The sequence below is a fragment of the Stenotrophomonas sp. P5_B8 genome (assembly GCF_054049855.1).
In genome coordinates this window covers 1-17101 of sequence record NZ_JBFULO010000043.1, presented here as the reverse complement: position 1 = coordinate 17101, position 17101 = coordinate 1, and the positions used below count along the sequence as shown (strand labels likewise).

Genomic DNA, 17101 nt, shown 5'->3' with positions numbered 1-17101 from the left:
GCGCCATCCATGGCGCACGACGGTCCCGCCAACCCACCCACACCGACCCATCGAGAGTTGGCCGGTGCTTTGGGGAGGTGGGAGCAAGGGCAAGAGCAAGAGCAGCCGCGCATGGCTCGGCTCTACCGGGGGTCCACAACGGGGTGTTGCACAACGGGGTGTTGCAGAACGGTGTCAAGAGAAGTTTCGGCCCGGTAGGTGCCGACCGTTGGTCGGCACGCTCTTGATCTTCACCCCAACGCGCCGATTTTCTGTCGAGGGGCGGGGTGGGTGAGGGGGCGGGGCCCTTGAGCCGCATGGATGCGGCTCAGGAGCTTACAGGGATGTACTTGCAGCGTGCCCCGCGGCCTCACCCGCCCCGTCCCACCCGCAGCAAACCGCGCGTCACTCGCACTGCACCTTCGGCGCCAGCGCCTTCCGCCAGATCGCATACCCCTCTGGCGTCATATGCAGCATGTCCTCGCGGAACAACGCCGCACGCGGCTGTCCGTCAGCGCCCAGCATCGGCGTGTAGACATCGGTGAAGCCGGTTTGCGGCAGCTTGGCCAGCGCTTGCCGGATCAGCCCGTTGGCCTCCACCACGGCCGGCAGCAGCTGCGCGCGCGACGGGCTGGGCTTGATCGAAATCACCTCCACCGTCGTCGTCGGCAGGTCGCGATGCACCCGCTGCACGAAGGCCACCACGTCGTCGCGCACCTGCACCGGCGTGCGCCCGCTGTTGAGGTCGTTGTCGCCGGCGTAGAAGAACACCTTGCACGGCGCGTACGGCACCACGATCTGGCCGGCGTACCAGGTGCTGTCGCGCACCTCCGAACCGCCGAAGCCACGGTTGAACACCGGCTGCTCCGGGAAATCGGTCGCCAGGCTGTGCCACATCCGGATCGACGAACTGCCGATGAACTCGATGCCGCCACGCGGCGGCGGGGTGGCCGCATCGGCCTTGGCGAAGTCGGCCATGTCCTGCGCCCAGGCCACGTTGGAGACCTGCGCCGGCACCTGCGGGGGCGCGGGCGGTGACAGGGCAAAGGCGGGCAGGGCGGCGCCCAGCGCCAGGGCGAGCAGCAGGGGGCGGGTGCAGCGGTAATGCATGGGCAGACTCCTCGGCAACGCGCCCATCGGGGCGCCTGGATCGGTTGAACCCCATCATAGAAGCTGACGCCAGGCCCTGCTTTACCCGCGCTGGCGAGGCAGTGACCCCCCGGTTCCACCACCCGGCAACGCCCATTACCACGGCAGCGGCCCGGCCGCCTTCGACGATGCGCCGGCAGGCTTGTGGCAAAATGACGGATTGCCTGCCCATTCAGCCCTGCCCATGACCCCTCGCTGCGTGCTGTTCCCCACGTCCCGGCCCGGCCCGCAATACGGAGCGTGCAGCCGTGGCTGATGAAATCGGGCACATGCCGCGCGGCCCCAAGCGCATCTTCAAGGCCGCCGTGTGGTCCTGGCAGGGCCTGCGTGCGGCCTGGCTGCACGAGTCCTCGTTCCGCCTGGAGGTCTACCTGCTGGTGGTGCTGGCCCCGGTCGCGCTGTGGCTGGGCCAGAGCCCGGTCGAGCGTGCCCTGATGATCGGCTCGATGCTGCTGGTGCTGGCCATGGAGCTGGCCAACTCCGCCATCGAAGCGGTGATCGAACGCTATGGCAGCGAATTCCACGAGATGGCTGGCCGCRCCAAGGACATGGGCTCGGCGGCGGTGTTCGTGCTGATGATGAACGTGCTGCTGTGCTGGGGCCTTGTCCTGCTGCCGCGATTTTTCTGAGCGGCCCCCCGCTCATTCCCCCTTGTAAGGATCCACGCCCATGTCCCTTGAGTTGCTGTCCGACCCGAACGTCTGGTTGACCCTGTTCACGCTGAGCGCGCTGGAAATCGTGCTCGGCATCGACAACCTGGTCTTCATCTCCATCGCCGTGAGCAAGCTGCCCGAAGCGCGCCGTCCGTTCGCGCGCAAGCTCGGCATCGCCGTGGCCTGCATCACCCGCATCGCCCTGCTGGTGTCGCTGGCCTACCTGGCGCACATGGAGCAGAACCTGTTCACCGTCGCCGGTCTGGGCATCTCGATCCGCGATCTGGTGCTGATCCTTGGCGGCCTGTTCCTGATCATCAAGGGCAGCATGGAGATCCGCGAGCTGATCTCCGGCGGCGACGACGCCGACCCGACCACCACCAAGGCCTCGGCCGTGTTCGGCATGGTCATCGCCCAGATCGCGGTAATCGACATCGTGTTCTCGCTGGATTCGGTGATCACCGCCGTCGGCATCGCCGACCACATCCCGGTGATGGTCGCTGCGATCCTGCTGTCGGTGGCGGTAATGCTGCTGGCCGCCAACCCGCTGGGCCGCTTCATCGACGCCAACCCGACCGTGAAGATGCTGGCCCTGGCCTTCATCCTGCTGATCGGCGTGGTGCTGATCCTGGACGGCCTGAGCGTGCACGTGCCCAAGCCCTACATCTACGCCGCGATGGGCTTCTCGGTGCTGGTGGAATGGCTGAACCTGCTGATGCGCCGCCGCGCGGTGGCCAACCACGTGCCGGGCGCCGGCAACTGGTAAGCGAACGCGGCAGCCCCTGACTGAGGGGGCGTGGGTGGTTACGCGGGCTTTACCGCAAACGTGGCATGCTCCGGATCCCGTTCATCGAGATCCGGAGCCGGCCATGCGATCGTTCTCCCGCCTGTTGTTGTTGGCCGTGCTGGCCTCCCTGCTGTCCGGCTGTGGCTACAACGCCATCCAGCAGAAGGATGAGCAGGTCAAGGCCGGTTGGGCCGAAGTGCTCAACCAGTACAAGCGCCGCGCCGATCTGATCCCCAACCTGGTGCAGACCGTGGAAGGCTATGCCAACCAGGAACGCCAGGTGCTGACCGATGTGACCAATGCGCGCTCGCGCGTGGGCCAGATCAACGTCAACGCGGACGACGCCGCGTCGCTCAAGCAGTTCCAGCAGGCCCAGGGCGAACTGAGCGGCGCGTTGTCGCGTCTGCTGGTGGTCACCGAGAACTATCCGAACCTCAAGTCCGACCAGGGCTTCCGCGACCTGCAGGCGCAGCTGGAAGGCACCGAAAACCGCATCACCGTGGCGCGCGGTCGCTACATCGAGATGGTGCAGGCCTACAACACCTACATCCGCTCGTTCCCGCAGGTGATCACCGCCAAGATCTTCGGCTATGCGGTCAAGCCCAACTTCACCGTGGACAACGAAGCGCAGATCTCGCAGCCGCCGGCGGTGAAGTTCGGTTCGCAGGCCCCTGCGCCGGCCCCCGCGCCCGCCCCGGCACCGCAGCCGCAGCAAGCCCCGGCGCACTGAGGCGGTGAACATCGGTCTGCTGCGTGGCCTGTTGCTGGTCTGCCTGTGGCTGGCGTTGCCGGCGTGGGCGCAGGCCGCCGATGCGGTGATTCCGCCGATGCACTCGCCGGTGGTCGATACCACCGGCACCTTGGATGCGGCGCAGGTGCAGGCGCTGGAAGCGCAGGCGCTGGCGCTGCAGCAGCGCAAGGGTAGCCAGCTGCAGATCCTGATGGTGCCCAGCACCGCGCCGGAGACCATCGAGCAGTACACCCAGCGAGTGTTCGAGCAGTGGAAGATCGGCCGCAAGGGCGTGGACGATGGCGTGCTGCTGGTGGTGGCCAAGGATGATCGCCGGGTCCGCATCGAGCCGGGCTACGGCCTGGAAGGTGCCATTCCCGATGCAATCGCCAACCGCGTGATCCAGGAATATCTCGCCCCGCGCTTCCGCGACAACGACTATGCCGGCGGTCTGGCCGACGCCAGTGCGGCGCTGGTCAAGCTGATCGATGGCGAGGCACTGCCCGCGCCAGTCAGCACCCACCGTGCGACGCCAAACCCCGATGGCGACGGCTGGACTTTCGCCCTGGTGATCGGTTTCTTCGTCGGCAGTTTCCTGCGCGCCATCCTCGGCTGGCTGCCGCGCCCGGTGCGCGCGCTGCTCGGCGGCGGCGGCGCGGCCGTGGCGGCGTTCCTGTTCACCTCGCTGTGGCTGGCCAGTGGCCTGGCTGGCCTGATCGGCCTGGTCGTCGGCCTGTCCTCGGGCCGGGCCGGCGCCTTCGCCCGCAGTGGCGGGTGGGGGGGCGGCGGTTGGGGCGGTGGCGGCGGCTTTGGAGGCGGCGGCGGTTTCGGCGGCGGTGGCGGCTGGGGCGGCGGCGGTGGACGTTCGGGAGGCGGTGGCGCCTCGGGGGGCTGGTGATGCGCTGGTGGCGACATGTGTTCTCACCGTCCGTGCGGCGTACGTTCCCGCCGGCACGACTGCAGGCCATCACCGAGGCGATCACTGCCGGCGAACGCCGACATGGTGGCCAGGTGATGTTCGCCGTCGAAGCCGAGCTGCCGTGGCTGGCGCTGTGGCAAGGGCTCAGCCCGCGCCAGCGTGCCGAACACGCCTTCGCCCAGCTGCGGACCTGGGATACCGAGCACAACAACGGCGTCTTGATCTACCTGCTGCTGGCCGACCACGCCATCGAGCTGGTCGCCGACCGGGGCCTGCGTGGTCGCATCGGCGAGGCACAGTGGCAGGAGATTTGCGCGCACCTGCAGCAACGACTGCGCCAGGGCGATCTGCAGGACGGCGTGCTGCAGGCGATCGAGGAGGTCTCCACGTTGCTGGCCGGGCACTATCCGCCCGTTCCCGGGTCCCAGGATGACGGCCTGCCGAACACCCCGCAGCTGCTTGGTTGAGGTGGCGGCCTGCTGGGCCGAGAATAGCCGCTTACCTGCAAGGCATCGCCCATGATCTATTTCCACGATATCGACCCCATCGCCATCTCGCTCGGGCCGATCAAGGTGCATTGGTACGGCATCATGTACCTGCTCGGCTTCACCGCGGCCTGGTGGCTGGGGCGCCGGCGGATCGCAGCGGGCAGGCTGCCCGGTGTGGACGCCAACGGGTTCTCCGACCTGCTGTTCTACGCCATGCTCGGCGTGGTGGTGGGCGGGCGCGTGGGCTACATGCTGTTCTATGCGCTGTCTGATTTCCTGCACAACCCGTTGCTGCTGTTCAAGGTGTGGGATGGCGGCATGAGCTTCCATGGTGGCCTGCTGGGCGTGCTGTTCGCCTCGTGGTATTGGTCGCGCAAGCACCGCCTGCACCTGTTCGACACCCTGGATTTCATGTCTCCGCTGGTGCCGCTGGGGCTGGGCTTTGGCCGCATCGGCAACTTCATCGGCGCCGAACTGTGGGGCAAGTACACCGATGGCAGCTGGGGCGTGGTGTTTCCCAGTGGCCTGCCGGCGCCGTTGAACGGGCTGGACCTGGCCACGCTCAAAGAACAGTTCGCCACCGGCGCGCTCAACCCGTACGCCCGTCATCCCTCGCAGCTGTATGAAGCGCTGCTGGAAGGCCTGGTGATGTTCGTGGTGCTGTGGGCGGTGTCGGCCAAGCCGCGCCATCGCTACGTGATCTCCGGTCTGTTCGCGTTGATGTACGGCATCTTCCGCTTTGCGGTGGAGTTCGTGCGCATGCCCGACAACGGCGTCTACCTCGCCTTCGACTGGTTCACCCGCGGCCAGCTGTTGAGCCTGCCGCTGGTGGCCTTCGGTCTGGTGCTGCTGGCGCTGTCGCGCCGCGCGCCGGTGCTGCAGCCGGTGCTGCCGGTCGCCGCCGGGGCCCGCGCATGAAGGCGTATCTGGACCTGCTCCAGCACGTGCTGGAGCACGGCACCGAGAAGTCCGACCGCACCGGCACCGGCACGCGCAGCGTGTTCGGCTGGCAGATGCGTTTCAACCTGGCCGACGGCTTTCCGCTGGTGACCACCAAAAAGCTGCACCTGCGCTCGATCATCCATGAGCTGCTGTGGTTCCTGAAGGGCGATACCAACATCGGGTACCTCAAGGACAACCAGGTGCGGATCTGGGACGAGTGGGCCGATGCCGATGGCGATCTCGGTCCGATCTACGGCAAGCAGTGGCGCAGCTGGRCCACTGCCGATGGCGGCAGCATCGACCAGATGCAGTGGCTGGTGGAGGAGATCAAGCGCAATCCGGATTCGCGGCGGCTGGTGGTCAGCGCCTGGAATGTCGGCGAGCTGTCGCAGATGGCGTTGATGCCGTGCCACAACCTGTTCCAGTTCTACGTGGTCGACGGCAAGCTCAGCTGCCAGCTTTACCAGCGCAGCGGTGACATCTTCCTCGGCGTGCCGTTCAACATCGCCAGCTACGCGCTGCTGACCCACATGATGGCGCAGGCGACCGGGTTGGGCGTGGGCGACTTCGTGCATACGCTGGGCGATGCGCACCTGTACTCGAACCATTTCGAGCAGGCACGCGAACAGTTGGCCCGTGAACCGCGCGCGCTGCCCACGCTGTGGTTGAACCCGGCGGTGACCGACCTGTTCGGTTTCCAGTTCGACGACATCCGCATCGACGGTTACGACCCGCATCCGGCGATCAAGGCGCCGGTGGCGGTATGAGCGGCTCGCGCATGAAGCTCTCCCTGATCGCCGCGCTCGACCGCGACCATGGCATCGGCCATGACAACCAGCTGCCATGGCAGCTGCCGGACGACCTCAAGCGTTTCAAGGCGCTGACCCTCGGCAAGCCGATCCTGATGGGACGCAGGACGGCGGAATCGCTGGGCCGCGCGCTGCCCGGACGGCCCAACCTGGTGCTGACCCGCAGCGRGAAGGTGCCGTTCGCGGGCATGCAGGCGGTGGCGTCGATCGAACAGGCGCTCCAGTACGCCACCGAGGCCGGTGCCGACGAGCTGTGCGTGATCGGCGGTGGCGAGATTTACCGGCTGGCGATGGCGCAGGCGACCGATCTGCACCTGACCTGGGTGGACACGACGGTGCAGGCCGATACCCACTTTCCCGCGGTGGATCCGGACCTGTGGGTCGAGGTGGCGCGCGAGCACCATGCGGCCGATGCGCGGCACGCACTTGCCTTTGATTTCGTGGATTACCGCCGGCGCTGAGCACGGCCGAACGAGCCTGCCTGCTCAGGCCGGCGGTCGGTAATGCCCGATGATCGTGTGCTGGAACAGCAGGTTTTCTTCCTGCGTGCCGCGGGCGATGTTGTGCAGGATCAGGGGCGTGCCGTCGTGGTGTCGGCGGTCCGAGACGATGCCCACGTGCAGCAGGCCGCTGCCGCTGAGCGTCCAGGCCACGATGTCGCCAGCGGCGAAATCGGTCGGCCGCCTGGAGATGGACTGTTGCCAGCCCTGGCGCTCGAACCAGCGCATCAGGTTGGGGACGCGCCGATGGTCGATGTTGCGATCCGGCCGCGACAGGCCCCACAGCGGCGGGTACGCGCTGAAATGCCCGCGCATGTCCTCGTGGATGCGCTGCTGCAGGTCCAGGCCCTGGCTGCGCAAGGCACGCACGATCACATCGGTGCACACGCCGCGGTCGAGCGCGACATCACCGCCGGGATAGTCCAGTACGGTATAGGCCGGGTCGTAACGCACGGTCTGTCCCACCTGGCGACGCGCGGCCGCGACCAACGGCGGCGAGGGTGCCGTGGCATCGGCCGTCCTTGCTGCAACCGGCGGGTAGGCCGTGGCTGTGTCCGGATCCGGTGCGCGTTGGCAGCCAATGCCCACGGTGGCCAGCAGGCCCATCAACAGCCACCGCACGGTTCCGCTCATGCAGGCGTCGGCGTGCTTCCACCGGTGTCGCCGGCCGGTTCCGGATTGCGGCGCGGCTGCGGGTTGCGCGCGCCTCGATCACGGCGCTGGCCCTGACGCGGCGGTCGGCCAGTGTTCTGCTCGCCCTCGACCGCCGGGCGGCGTGCCGGCGGACGCGGCGGGGAAACCGGCTTGGGCACGTCACGGCCCGGCACCTGGACCACGCGCAGTTCCTCGGTGTCCAGCTGCAGCGCGGTGAGCTTGCCGCCCCACACCGCACCGGTGTCGATGGCGTGCACGCCCTGGGTGATGGTCAGGCCGAGTGCGGACCAATGCCYGCAGACGATCTTGAGGTCGCGCTCGGCGCGGCCGGGGACTTCGAACCACGGGTACAGGCCTTGTTCCTGCGTACCCGGGGTGCCTTTGTCCTCGATTCCGATCCGGCCACGCGGGGTGCAGTAACGCATGCGCGTGAACAGGTTGATGATCGCGCGCGAACGGTCGTAGCCGGCCAGGCCGGGCGACCAGCTCGGCTTGTCGCCGTACATGTTGCGGAACAGCTTGCGGTAGCCGCTGCCGTGCAGCTGTGCCTCCACTTCGCGGGCGTGTTTCTCGGCCAGCTGGGTGGTCCACTTCGGGGCGAGGCCGGCATGGATCATCATCCAGCCCAGTTCGCGGTCCACGTGTGCCAGTTTCTGCAGGCGCAGCCACTCCAGCAGCACGTCGCGGTCCTCGGCCTGCACGATGCGCAGCAGGTCCGGGTTGACCTTGCGTTGTTCTTCCTCGGTGCGCGCGCCGACCGCCAGCAGGGACAGGTCATGATTTCCCAGCACGATCACGCTGCTCTCGCGCAACGAGTGGACCAGGCGCAGGGTTTCCAGCGACTGCCCCCCGCGGTTGACCAGGTCGCCGCAGAACCAGAGTTTGTCGACCGCCGGGTCGAACTTGATCTTTTCCAGCAACCGCTGGGTAACGTCGTAGCAGCCCTGCAGGTCGCCGATGGCCCAGACACTCATGCGTGCGTCTCCATCAGTGCAGCGTGCGCGGAACGGTCAACACGAACGGCGCGATCGCGGCGGCGAACTCGGTGCCATCGTCTGCCACCATGTCGTAATGCCCCTGCATCGTGCCGTGTTCAGTCTCCAGCATGACACCGGAGGTGTAACGGAAGTCTTCACCCGGGCGCAGCCGCGGCTGCTCGCCGATCACACCCTCGCCGTCGACATGCTCGATGCGGCCATTGGCATCGGTGATACGCCAGTGGCGCGCCACCAGGCGCGCGGCGACGCGTCCCTGGTTGTGGATGCGGATGGTGTAGGCGAACGCGTAGCGGCCGTCCTCCGGCGTGGACTGGTCGTCGAGGAAACGCGGGGCGACTTCGACCGAGATCGCGTAATTGGCAGCGTCGTTCATGCAGGCAGTTTAGTGAAAGTTGTGCACGTTGAGGTGAGCGCAGCACAGGCTGGCTGCGCGCCCCGGCATGGAATTCAGGCGGTTTTACGTGGGTGCGGCCGGTCAAGGTCGCACGGCGGCGCGCGGCTTACTTCGCCACGTCGTCGCCGTCGCTGCACGGCACGTTGGCCAGCGCGATGAACTGGGCCACGTCCAGCTGCTCGGCACGCGCATCGCTGCGCACCCCGGCCGCCTCGAACTGCTCGGGCGTGCAGACGCCATTCAACGCATTGCGCAGGGTCTTGCGGCGCTGCCCGAAGGCGGCCCGCACCACATCGGCGAAGCGCTTGCGGTCGAGGATGCCGACCGTGGCCGGATCGCGCGGCACCAGCCGCACCACGGCCGAATCGACCTTCGGTGGCGGCCGGAACGCGCCCGGCGGCACCACGAACAGCGCGGTCACCTTGCAGAACGCCTGCAGCATCACGCTCAGCCGGCCATAGACCTTGCTGCCGGGATCGGCGGCCATGCGGTCGACCACTTCCTTCTGCAGCATGAAGTGCATGTCGGTGATCACCGCCGCGTGGTCCAGCGCATGGAACAGGATCGGCGAGGAGATGTTGTAGGGCAGGTTGCCGACCAGCCGGATCTGGCCGCCGTCGGCGAGCTCGGTGAAGTTCACCTGCAGCACGTCGCGGTGGATGATGGTCATCTCACCCAGCGGCTCGGCGGCGGCCGCCAGCGGGCCGACCAGGTCGCGATCGAACTCGATCACGGTCAGGCGTGGATGGCGACGCAGCAATGGCAGGGTGATGGCGCCCTGGCCCGGGCCGATCTCGACCAGGCGGTCCTCGCCCTTCGGGTTGACCGCCAGCACGATCCGGTCGATATAGGTGCGGTCGGCCAGGAAGTGCTGGCCGAGCTGCTTTTTGGCCGGTCCGGTGAACCCGGCGGCAGAAGAGGAATACGGTGAAGTCATGGCACCAGTGTACGTTGCCGCGCCAGCCGGGCACACAGGCCGGTGGCAGCGAAGAGGCTGGAAGGGTCGGCAATGCCACGGCCGGCCAGGTCCAGCGCGGTGCCGTGGTCGACCGCGACCCGCGGGTAGGGCAGGCCCAGGGTGATGTTGACCGCCTGTTCGAAGCCGCTGTACTTGAGCACCGGCAGGCCCTGGTCGTGATACATGGCCAGCACGGCATCGAAACCGGCCAGCTTGGCCGGCAGAAAGGCGGTGTCGGCGGGCAGCGGGCCGATCAGGTCCATGCCCTCGGCGCGCAGGCGCTGCAGCAGCGGGATGATCAGGTCGAGCTCTTCACGACCCAGGTGGCCGTCTTCGCCGGCATGCGGGTTGAGCCCGAGCACGGCGATACGCGGGGCGGCGATGCCGAAGTCGCGCCGCATCGCTGCGTGCACGGTCTGCAGGGTGCGCGTCAGTCCCTCGGCGGTGATGGCGTCGGCGACCGCGCGCAGGGGCAGGTGGGTAGTGGCCAGGGCCACGCGCACGACGTCGTTGGCCAGCATCATCACCACCTCGACCCCGGCCTGGTCGGCCAGCAGTTCGGTGGTGCCGCTGTAGGCGATGCCGCCCTGGTTGATCACGGCCTTGTGCACCGGGCCGGTCACCACGCCGTGCAGCGCACCGGACAGGCAGGCCTGGCCGGCCCCCAACAGCGCGCCGATCACCGCACCGGCATTGGCCGGGTCGGCCTGGCCGAAGCGGGACGGCACGGCATTGCGGATCTCGCGCAACGGCAGATCGCCCGGCTGGCGGGCGATGGCGTCTTCAGGCAGGAGCTGCAGTGGCAGCGACAGCGCGGCGGCGGCCGCACGCAGGGTATCGGGGTCTGCGAAGGCCAGCAGCCGGCAATCGGTGCGCGGCTGCTGAATCAGTCGAAGGCAGAGTTCCGGGCCGATCCCGGCGGGCTCGCCCGGTACCAGAGCGAGCTGCGGGATCACCGGCCAGGCCTCAGGACTTCGGCGGCGTGGCGGGCGTGGCCGGCGTGGTGCTGTCGGCGCCGGTGCGCAGGTTCACGTAGGCTTCGCCACGCAGTTCCTGCAGGAAGCGGTTGTACTCTTCTTCCAGCTTGCGACGACCAATGGTTTCGCGGATCTGGCCGCGCTGGTTGTCGGTCGTGGCATCGGTCTGGCGCGTGGCAACGCGCTGGACGATGTGCCAGCCGGCATCGGTGCGGAACGGCGGGCTGACGCCGCCGTCGCTCACGCCGGAGACCTGCTTGCCGAATTCCGGACCGAACGCGTCGGCCGGGAACCAACCCAGATCGCCGCCCTGGCCCTTGCTGTTGGTGTCCTCGGACGATTCCTTGGCCACTTCCTGGAAGTCCGCACCGCCGGCGATGCGCGCACGCAGGGTGTCGATCTTGGCCTTGGCTGCGGCGTTGTCCTGCTGGTCGGTCACGCGCACCAGGATGTGACGGCCGTGGTACTCGGTGATGGTCTGGCCACCGGCCGCAGCGCTGGCATCACGCACTTCCACCAGCTTGAGCAGCTGGAAGCCGCTCGGGCCGCGGATCGGGCCGACCACGTCGCCGGCCTTCATCTGGGTCATCATCTGCGCGAACGCATTGGGGATTTCATCCAGCGAGCGCCAGCCCAGGTCGCCGCCTTCCAGCGCGTTGGGGCTGTCGGAATAGCGCACCGCAGCAGCATTGAAGTCCAGCTCGTTCTTGTCCAGCAGTGCCTTGACGCCATCGGCCTTCTTCTGGCCGGTGGTGATCTGCTCGGCGGTGGCGCCTTCGGGCAGGGCAATCAGGATGTGCGCCAGGTGGTACTGCGTGCCCACGGTGGCCTGCTGCTTCAGTGCGGCATCCACTTCACCCTCGCTGACGCTGATGCGGCTCTGCGCGAAACTCTGGCGCAGGCGCTGCACGGTGATTTCGTCGCGGACCGAGGCGCGGAAGTCGTTGAAGTCGATGCCGTCACGGGCCAGACGCTGGCGCAGGGCGTCCAGGTTGGACCCGTTCTGCTGGGCGATCGCGTTCAGGGCCTGGTTGAGCTCCTGGTCGCTGACCTTGATCCCGCTGCTTTCGGCACGGGCCACCTGCAGCTTGACCAGCACCAGGCGCTCGAGCACCTGGCGGCTGAGCACGTCTTCCGGCGGCAGCTGGTTCTCGCGCCCGGCGTACTGCGCCTTGATGTTCTGGATCGCGCGGTCCAGTTCGCTCTGCAGCACCACGTCTTCATCGACGATGGCGGCAATGCGATCCAGCGGCTGGCTCTGCTGGGCCAGCACCTGCAGCGGTGCGGAGACGGTCGAGACCGCCAGCAGGGAAGCGAGTAGAACGGGAAGGGTCTTGGTCATGGGATCAGGTTCGGATCATAGTCGTCACGGTCCGCCCCGGTATTGCTGGGCGGCACGAGATACAGGTCGTCTCGGTAGTACCCGAGAATAGCACGGCGCAAGGTACGGTCCGTGTCCTGGCCGATGGAGCTCAGGCCCTTGAGCACGAACTCGATCTGGAAGGAATTGTTGAGCTCGCCCTCGCGGTTGCGCACGTAGCGGCGGGCGATGGCGCGGACGGCCAGGCAGCAGCTGTCCCACTGCACGCCGCCGATGATTTCCAGCGGCTTCTTGTCTTCGATGGAGTAGTAGTAGCGGCCCACCAGGCTCCAGCGCGGGCTGAGCGGATACAGGAAGGACAGGTCGGCCTGCTTGAGCAGGTCGGTGCCATCGGGGTTGAGGCGGTGGCGGTAGGAGATGTTGACGATGCCGTCGTTGGACATCAGGTAGCGCGCACGCACGCTGGCCAGGTCCTCACGCTTGTACTTGGGATCCCACTGGTAGGTGGCGCCCAGGTTCCAGCGGTCGTTGATGGCGTAATTGGMATCGGCGATCCACGCCGACTTGCCCTGTTCCACCGGCGACTGCGCGTTGTTGATGGTCACCCGCGAGTCGTCGAAGTACAGGATCTGGCCGATGCTGCCCGAGAAACGCTCCTTGCCGGTGGTCTGGTCGATGAAGCGGGTGCTCATCGCCATGGTCAGCTGGTTGGCATCGTTCTGGCGGTCGGCGCCGGTGTAGCGCGAATCGCGGAACAGCTGGCCCCAGCTGAAGGTGAAGTCGCGGGTGTCGAAGATCGGCAGGTCGCTCTGGTCGCGGTAGGGCGTGCGCAGGTAGAACAGGCGCGGCTCAAGCGTATGCAGGAACGACTTGCCGCCGATGGTGGTTTCGCGGTCGAAGAACATGCCCGCGTCCAGGCTGACGATCGGCAGGCTGCGGGTGGGCGAAGTATTGCCGCGCAGCTGCTCCGGAGTGGCGTTGGCGATTTCCTCGGCAGTCATGTTCTGCCGGCGGACCTGGTCGGCCAGCCCACGGTCCAGCTGATAGGCGGTGTAGCGGTAGGCCAGGGTCGGGGTCACATACCAGGCCGCGCCGCTGAAGGGCATGGACACGTACGGTTTGACGTCCAGGCGCGACCCGCCGAACATCTCGGTGCTGGTCCCGTCGCGCACGTACTCACCATCGGCGTCGACGATCTTGCCGTTGATGTCCTTGTGGGTGAAGCGCACGGCCTCGGCATACACGCCGGTTTCCAGCCACGGCAGCAGCGGCTTGTCCCAGGTGAAGAACGCACGCGGCTGCCGCGCGTAAGGCAGCGCGGCTTCGGTCAGGGTGTAATCGGTGAGCTGCCAGTAGTCGGCCATCAGGCCGCCGGTCCAGTTTTCACCGGTGCCGTAGATGCCGATCTGGCTCTGCAGGTTGGACGCGGTCACCCCGAGCAGGCGGTTGGCGAAGTCTTCGGTATAACGCTCGTCGCTGACCCAGGCCAGGTTGGCACGGGCCTGCCAGTTGGTATTGATGTTGTGGTAACCGCCGAACTGGAACTGGCCGCGATCGCGGTCACGCAGCTTGTCGTTGGGCAGGTAGCTGGTCTGCAGCTCGCCACGGCCACCGTCGTACAGGTAGCGGAACTCGTTGCTCAGCATCAGCCCGCGCTTGCTCATGTAGCGCGGGGTCAAGGTGTCGTCGTAGTTCGGCGCCAGGTTGAAGTAGATCGGCTGGGCATAGTCGAAGCCGTTGCGGCCGGACAGGCCGAGCTGCGGGTACAGCAGGCCGGTCTGGCGACGGTCATCGATGGGGAACTTGAAGTACGGCGCCCACAGCACCGGCACCTTGCCGATCCGCAGCACCGCGTTGCGCGCGGTGCCGAAGCCTTCGTCGTTGTCCACTTCGATCTGCGGCGCCGACAGCTTCCACACCGGCTGGGACGGATCGCAGGTGGTGTAGGTGGAGCGATGCATCTGCCCCACCGCGCCCTGCAGGTCGACCGAGTCGGCCACGCCGTTGCCGCGCCGCGAGACCAGCTGGTACTTGATGTCGCTGATCTTGTGGGTGTCCGCTTCCTGGTTGCCCTCGGCACGCTTGGCCACCATCCGGATCGAGGAGTCCTGGTAGCGGACGTTGCCCTCGGCGATGTAGTTGCCGCTTTCGGTGTCGAAGCTCAGGTGGTCGGTACCCAGGAACTGGTCGCCGCGCTTGAGCGCCACGTTGCCCTGGTATTGAGGGACCGTGGTGGTGCCGAACAGCTGGTCCCCCTCGATGTCGGTGTCCTGCTGGTCGCGGGTGGCGGCAGCAGCCTTGTCGGCTTTGGGGGCATCGTCGAACACAGGCAGGACGTCGGTGGCTGGGCACAGGCCCCAGTTCAYCGGTTTGTCGTCGGCCAGGGCCGGCAGGCAGATGGCGATGCTCAGGGGGAGAGGCAGCAGGCGGAGGGCTCGGCGCACGCGGTAGTCGGATTCGGGCGAAAACGGATCGTAGCTTGCCCCATCCCTTGCATAGGGGCAATGAAGGCTTTGCCCGGCCGGGGGTTCAGGTTCATGCGCAGGGGCCGCCCGCGCAGGTACTCAGCGCAATTGGCCGACGTGGGCCACACTGCACTCGGCCAAGGCCTGCAGGTCGTAACCGCCCTCCAGCATCGACACCACGCGGCCGCCGCCATGGCGGCGCGCCAGGCTGCGCAGCTCGGCGGTGATCCAGGCGAAATCGTCGGTCTCCAGCATCAGGTCGGCCTGTGGATCGCGCAGATGGGCATCGAAGCCGGCCGAGATCAGCAGCAGCTGCGGACGGAAGTCATCGATCGCCGGCAGCATCTCGTCGGCCCAGGTATTGCGGAAGCGGAAGCCGCCGCTGCCCGGGGGCAGCAGGATGTTCATCAGGTTGCCCGCGCCGCGGTCGCGACGCAGGCCRGAGTTGGGGAACAGGCCGGCCTGGTGGGTGCTGTAGTAGGCCACGCCGGGGTCGGCGATGAAGATGTCCTGGGTGCCGTTGCCGTGGTGGACGTCGAAATCGATGATGGCGATGCGCTCCAACCCGTAGCGGTCGCGCGCGTAGGCCGCGGCCACGGCGATGTTGTTGAACAGACAGAAGCCCATCGCGGTGCTGGCGGTGGCGTGGTGGCCGGGCGGGCGCACCGCGCAGAACGCGACCGGGTCATCGCCGAGCATCACCGCATCCACGGCAGCCACACCGGCGCCAGCGGCATGCAGGGCGGCGCTGGCCGAGCCGGGCGAGGTCAGGGTGTCCATGTCGATCAGCCGCAGCGGTTCGGACTGCGGCTTGAGGACCAGGTCGATCAGCTCGCTGTCGTGTACGCGGGCCAGCTCACCGAGCTTGGCGGCCGGTGCCTCCCGCCAGTCCAGCTGGTCCGGAAAGGCCGCATGCAATGCATCCAGCACCACCTGCAGGCGCTGCGGGGACTCGGGGTGGCCGCGGCCGGGATCGTGTTGCAGACAGGCAGGATGGGTAAAGACCAGCATGCGGGCAGGGGTTCCGGTGGGGCGCCAGGGCGCTCAGGCGTGGCGGCGCTCGTGCCGCCACAGCACTTCGCCGTGGCCWTCGGCACGGGCCAGCACGCGGGCCAGCACGAACAGCAGGTCCGAGAGCCGGTTGAGGTAACCGATGGCCTCGGCGCGGACGGGCTCCAGCCGCGCCAGCGTCACCGTGTCGCGCTCGGCGCGGCGGACGATGGTGCGGACCAGGTGGCAACGCGCGGCGGCCTCGCCACCGGCGGGCAGGATGAATTCCTTCAAGACCGGCAGGTCGGCGTTGTAGTGGTCCAGCTGCTTTTCCAGTGCGTCGATGTCGGCGGCCTGGATCGCGGCATGGCCGGGAATGCATAGCTCGCCGCCCAGGTCGAACAGCTGGTGCTGCACGGTGGTGAGCAGCGCCCGCACGTCGTCGGGCAGGGTGACCGCCAGCAGCACGCCCAGCGCCGAATTGGCCTCGTCGACGGTGCCGTAGGCGTTGACCCGGGCGTCGTCCTTGGGCACCCGGCTGCCATCGCCCAGGCCGGTGCTGCCGTCATCGCCGGTGCGGGTGTAGATGCGCGAAAGCCGGTTGCCCATCGCGACGGCGGCTCAGTGCAGCACGTCGTGGCGGGCCTGCAGCAGCTTGCCGACCTGTTCGGTGGCCAGTTGCAGCGCGGCGGCCAGGCCGACGTAGATCGCCGCGGTACGCAGGTACGGCACGAACCAGTCGGCGTAGTTCTGCAGCCAGCCGGCCAGCGTCGGGTTGGCGACCATGTCGCTGCTCCAGTAGAAACCGCCCTGCGCGAACAGGTGGCATACCGCCACCGCGCCGACCAGCAGCAGCGCGGCCTTGCCCAGCGTGCTCCAGCGCGCGCCGTGGTAGCCCTGGCGCAGCAGCATGCCGCCAGCCCACATCGAGAAGTAGGCCGGCAGCAGCATCCAGGTGCCGGGCGACACGCAGTAGTGCTGCAGGTACGGCTGGCCGCTGGCGCGGATCACCAGCACATCGATCACGATCGCCAGTGCCATCAGCAGCGGGAACGCCCAGCGGGTCCAGCTGCGCAGGTAGAAGCCGCCGACGAAGAACACTGCCCAGGACGCATCCGGGATCGCCGCGAAATGATTTACCCGGGTCGCGGCCATCAGCAGCACGAGCACGGACAGGACGAAGGCGCGGTGGGCAAGGGGGGTCATGGCAGACACGGGAAGGGGTTCAGCGTTCATTCTAGCGCCTGCTGCGGCACGCCGCCGCACGCGCCCGCAACGGTCGACGGCTTATCATGGGCGGTATGAGTGAACGACATGATGTAGTGATCGTGGGCGGCGGGCTGGTCGGTGCGAGCCTGGYCATCGCGCTGGACCGCGTTGGGCGCGAC

The 17101-nt window shown here is 67.6% G+C and carries 19 protein-coding genes; 8 read left to right on the top strand and 11 right to left on the bottom strand.

Going from position 1 to position 17101, the window contains the following annotated elements; translation table 11 throughout:
* Nucleotides 1-384: 384 nt before the first annotated feature.
* On the bottom strand, nucleotides 385-1089 hold the full coding sequence (locus ACXJKH_RS04355) for an SGNH/GDSL hydrolase family protein (protein ID WP_457318437.1): 705 nt from the start codon (nucleotides 1087-1089) through the stop codon (nucleotides 385-387).
* A 287-nt stretch (nucleotides 1090-1376) separates the two neighbouring features.
* Here ACXJKH_RS04355 and ACXJKH_RS04350 point away from each other — a divergent pair, with 287 nt between their 5' ends.
* The 8 genes from ACXJKH_RS04350 (at nucleotide 1377) to ACXJKH_RS04315 (ending at nucleotide 6917) form a co-directional block, all read left to right on the top strand.
* The gene (locus tag ACXJKH_RS04350; protein WP_457318436.1) at nucleotides 1377-1757 is read left to right on the top strand and encodes a diacylglycerol kinase; all 381 of its coding nucleotides are present in this window, start codon (nucleotides 1377-1379) and stop codon (nucleotides 1755-1757) included.
* 40 nt (nucleotides 1758-1797) lie between these two features.
* Nucleotides 1798-2547 (top strand): TerC family protein, encoded by a 750-nt coding sequence (locus ACXJKH_RS04345; protein ID WP_256774945.1) that lies wholly within the window; start codon nucleotides 1798-1800, stop codon nucleotides 2545-2547.
* A gap of 103 nt (nucleotides 2548-2650) precedes the next feature.
* Nucleotides 2651-3298 carry a LemA family protein gene (locus ACXJKH_RS04340; RefSeq protein WP_457318435.1) on the top strand — a complete coding sequence of 216 codons (648 nt, stop codon included), beginning with the start codon at nucleotides 2651-2653 and terminating at the stop codon, nucleotides 3296-3298.
* A gap of 10 nt (nucleotides 3299-3308) precedes the next feature.
* Nucleotides 3309-4196, top strand: coding sequence for a TPM domain-containing protein (locus ACXJKH_RS04335; protein ID WP_256775025.1), 888 nt, complete (start codon nucleotides 3309-3311; stop codon nucleotides 4194-4196).
* Nucleotides 4196-4684: a TPM domain-containing protein gene (locus ACXJKH_RS04330; protein ID WP_256774947.1), complete on the top strand. Its 489-nt coding sequence runs from the start codon at nucleotides 4196-4198 to the stop codon at nucleotides 4682-4684. Before ACXJKH_RS04335 ends, ACXJKH_RS04330 begins: the two co-directional genes overlap by 1 nt.
* A 51-nt stretch (nucleotides 4685-4735) precedes the next feature.
* Nucleotides 4736-5623 (top strand): prolipoprotein diacylglyceryl transferase, encoded by an 888-nt coding sequence (gene lgt / locus ACXJKH_RS04325; RefSeq protein ID WP_256774948.1) that lies wholly within the window; start codon nucleotides 4736-4738, stop codon nucleotides 5621-5623.
* Nucleotides 5620-6414, top strand: a complete 795-nt coding sequence (locus tag ACXJKH_RS04320) for a thymidylate synthase (RefSeq protein ID WP_457318434.1) — start codon at nucleotides 5620-5622, stop codon at nucleotides 6412-6414. The genes lgt and ACXJKH_RS04320 overlap by 4 nt, the downstream gene beginning before the upstream one ends.
* An 11-nt stretch (nucleotides 6415-6425) precedes the next feature.
* Complete coding sequence (locus tag ACXJKH_RS04315) at nucleotides 6426-6917, top strand: dihydrofolate reductase (RefSeq protein ID WP_457318433.1); 492 nt, start codon at nucleotides 6426-6428, stop codon at nucleotides 6915-6917.
* Nucleotides 6918-6941: 24 nt separating this feature from the next.
* On the opposite strand, the gene ACXJKH_RS04310 is transcribed toward ACXJKH_RS04315, so the two are convergent.
* The 10 genes from ACXJKH_RS04310 to ACXJKH_RS04265 all read right to left on the bottom strand — a co-directional run bounded on the left by ACXJKH_RS04310 (nucleotide 6942) and on the right by ACXJKH_RS04265 (nucleotide 16919).
* On the bottom strand, nucleotides 6942-7589 hold the full coding sequence (locus ACXJKH_RS04310) for a DUF1287 domain-containing protein (RefSeq protein WP_457318432.1): 648 nt from the start codon (nucleotides 7587-7589) through the stop codon (nucleotides 6942-6944).
* Nucleotides 7586-8584, bottom strand: coding sequence for a symmetrical bis(5'-nucleosyl)-tetraphosphatase (locus ACXJKH_RS04305; protein WP_457318431.1), 999 nt, complete (start codon nucleotides 8582-8584; stop codon nucleotides 7586-7588). Before ACXJKH_RS04305 ends, ACXJKH_RS04310 begins: the two co-directional genes overlap by 4 nt.
* Before the next feature lie 13 nt (nucleotides 8585-8597).
* Nucleotides 8598-8981 carry a Co2+/Mg2+ efflux protein ApaG gene (gene apaG / locus ACXJKH_RS04300; protein ID WP_256774953.1) on the bottom strand — a complete coding sequence of 128 codons (384 nt, stop codon included), beginning with the start codon at nucleotides 8979-8981 and terminating at the stop codon, nucleotides 8598-8600.
* Nucleotides 8982-9108: 127 nt separating this feature from the next.
* A complete protein-coding gene (gene rsmA / locus ACXJKH_RS04295) occupies nucleotides 9109-9939 on the bottom strand; it encodes a 16S rRNA (adenine(1518)-N(6)/adenine(1519)-N(6))-dimethyltransferase RsmA (RefSeq protein WP_457318430.1) in 831 nt (276 codons plus the stop codon).
* The gene (gene pdxA, locus ACXJKH_RS04290; RefSeq protein ID WP_457318429.1) at nucleotides 9936-10916 is read right to left on the bottom strand and encodes a 4-hydroxythreonine-4-phosphate dehydrogenase PdxA; all 981 of its coding nucleotides are present in this window, start codon (nucleotides 10914-10916) and stop codon (nucleotides 9936-9938) included. The genes rsmA and pdxA overlap by 4 nt, the downstream gene beginning before the upstream one ends.
* A 10-nt stretch (nucleotides 10917-10926) precedes the next feature.
* Nucleotides 10927-12279 (bottom strand): peptidylprolyl isomerase, encoded by a 1353-nt coding sequence (locus tag ACXJKH_RS04285; protein WP_457318428.1) that lies wholly within the window; start codon nucleotides 12277-12279, stop codon nucleotides 10927-10929.
* Nucleotides 12276-14702, bottom strand: a complete 2427-nt coding sequence (lptD, locus tag ACXJKH_RS04280) for an LPS-assembly protein LptD (protein WP_457318427.1) — start codon at nucleotides 14700-14702, stop codon at nucleotides 12276-12278. The genes ACXJKH_RS04285 and lptD overlap by 4 nt, the downstream gene beginning before the upstream one ends.
* 120 nt (nucleotides 14703-14822) lie before the next feature.
* Complete coding sequence (locus ACXJKH_RS04275; protein WP_256774958.1) at nucleotides 14823-15734, bottom strand: histone deacetylase family protein; 912 nt, start codon at nucleotides 15732-15734, stop codon at nucleotides 14823-14825.
* Between the two features lie 33 nt (nucleotides 15735-15767).
* Complete coding sequence (locus ACXJKH_RS04270) at nucleotides 15768-16322, bottom strand: cob(I)yrinic acid a,c-diamide adenosyltransferase (RefSeq protein ID WP_457318426.1); 555 nt, start codon at nucleotides 16320-16322, stop codon at nucleotides 15768-15770.
* A 12-nt stretch (nucleotides 16323-16334) separates the two neighbouring features.
* On the bottom strand, nucleotides 16335-16919 hold the full coding sequence (locus ACXJKH_RS04265; RefSeq protein WP_457318425.1) for a hypothetical protein: 585 nt from the start codon (nucleotides 16917-16919) through the stop codon (nucleotides 16335-16337).
* Nucleotides 16920-17101 lie beyond the last annotated feature (182 nt).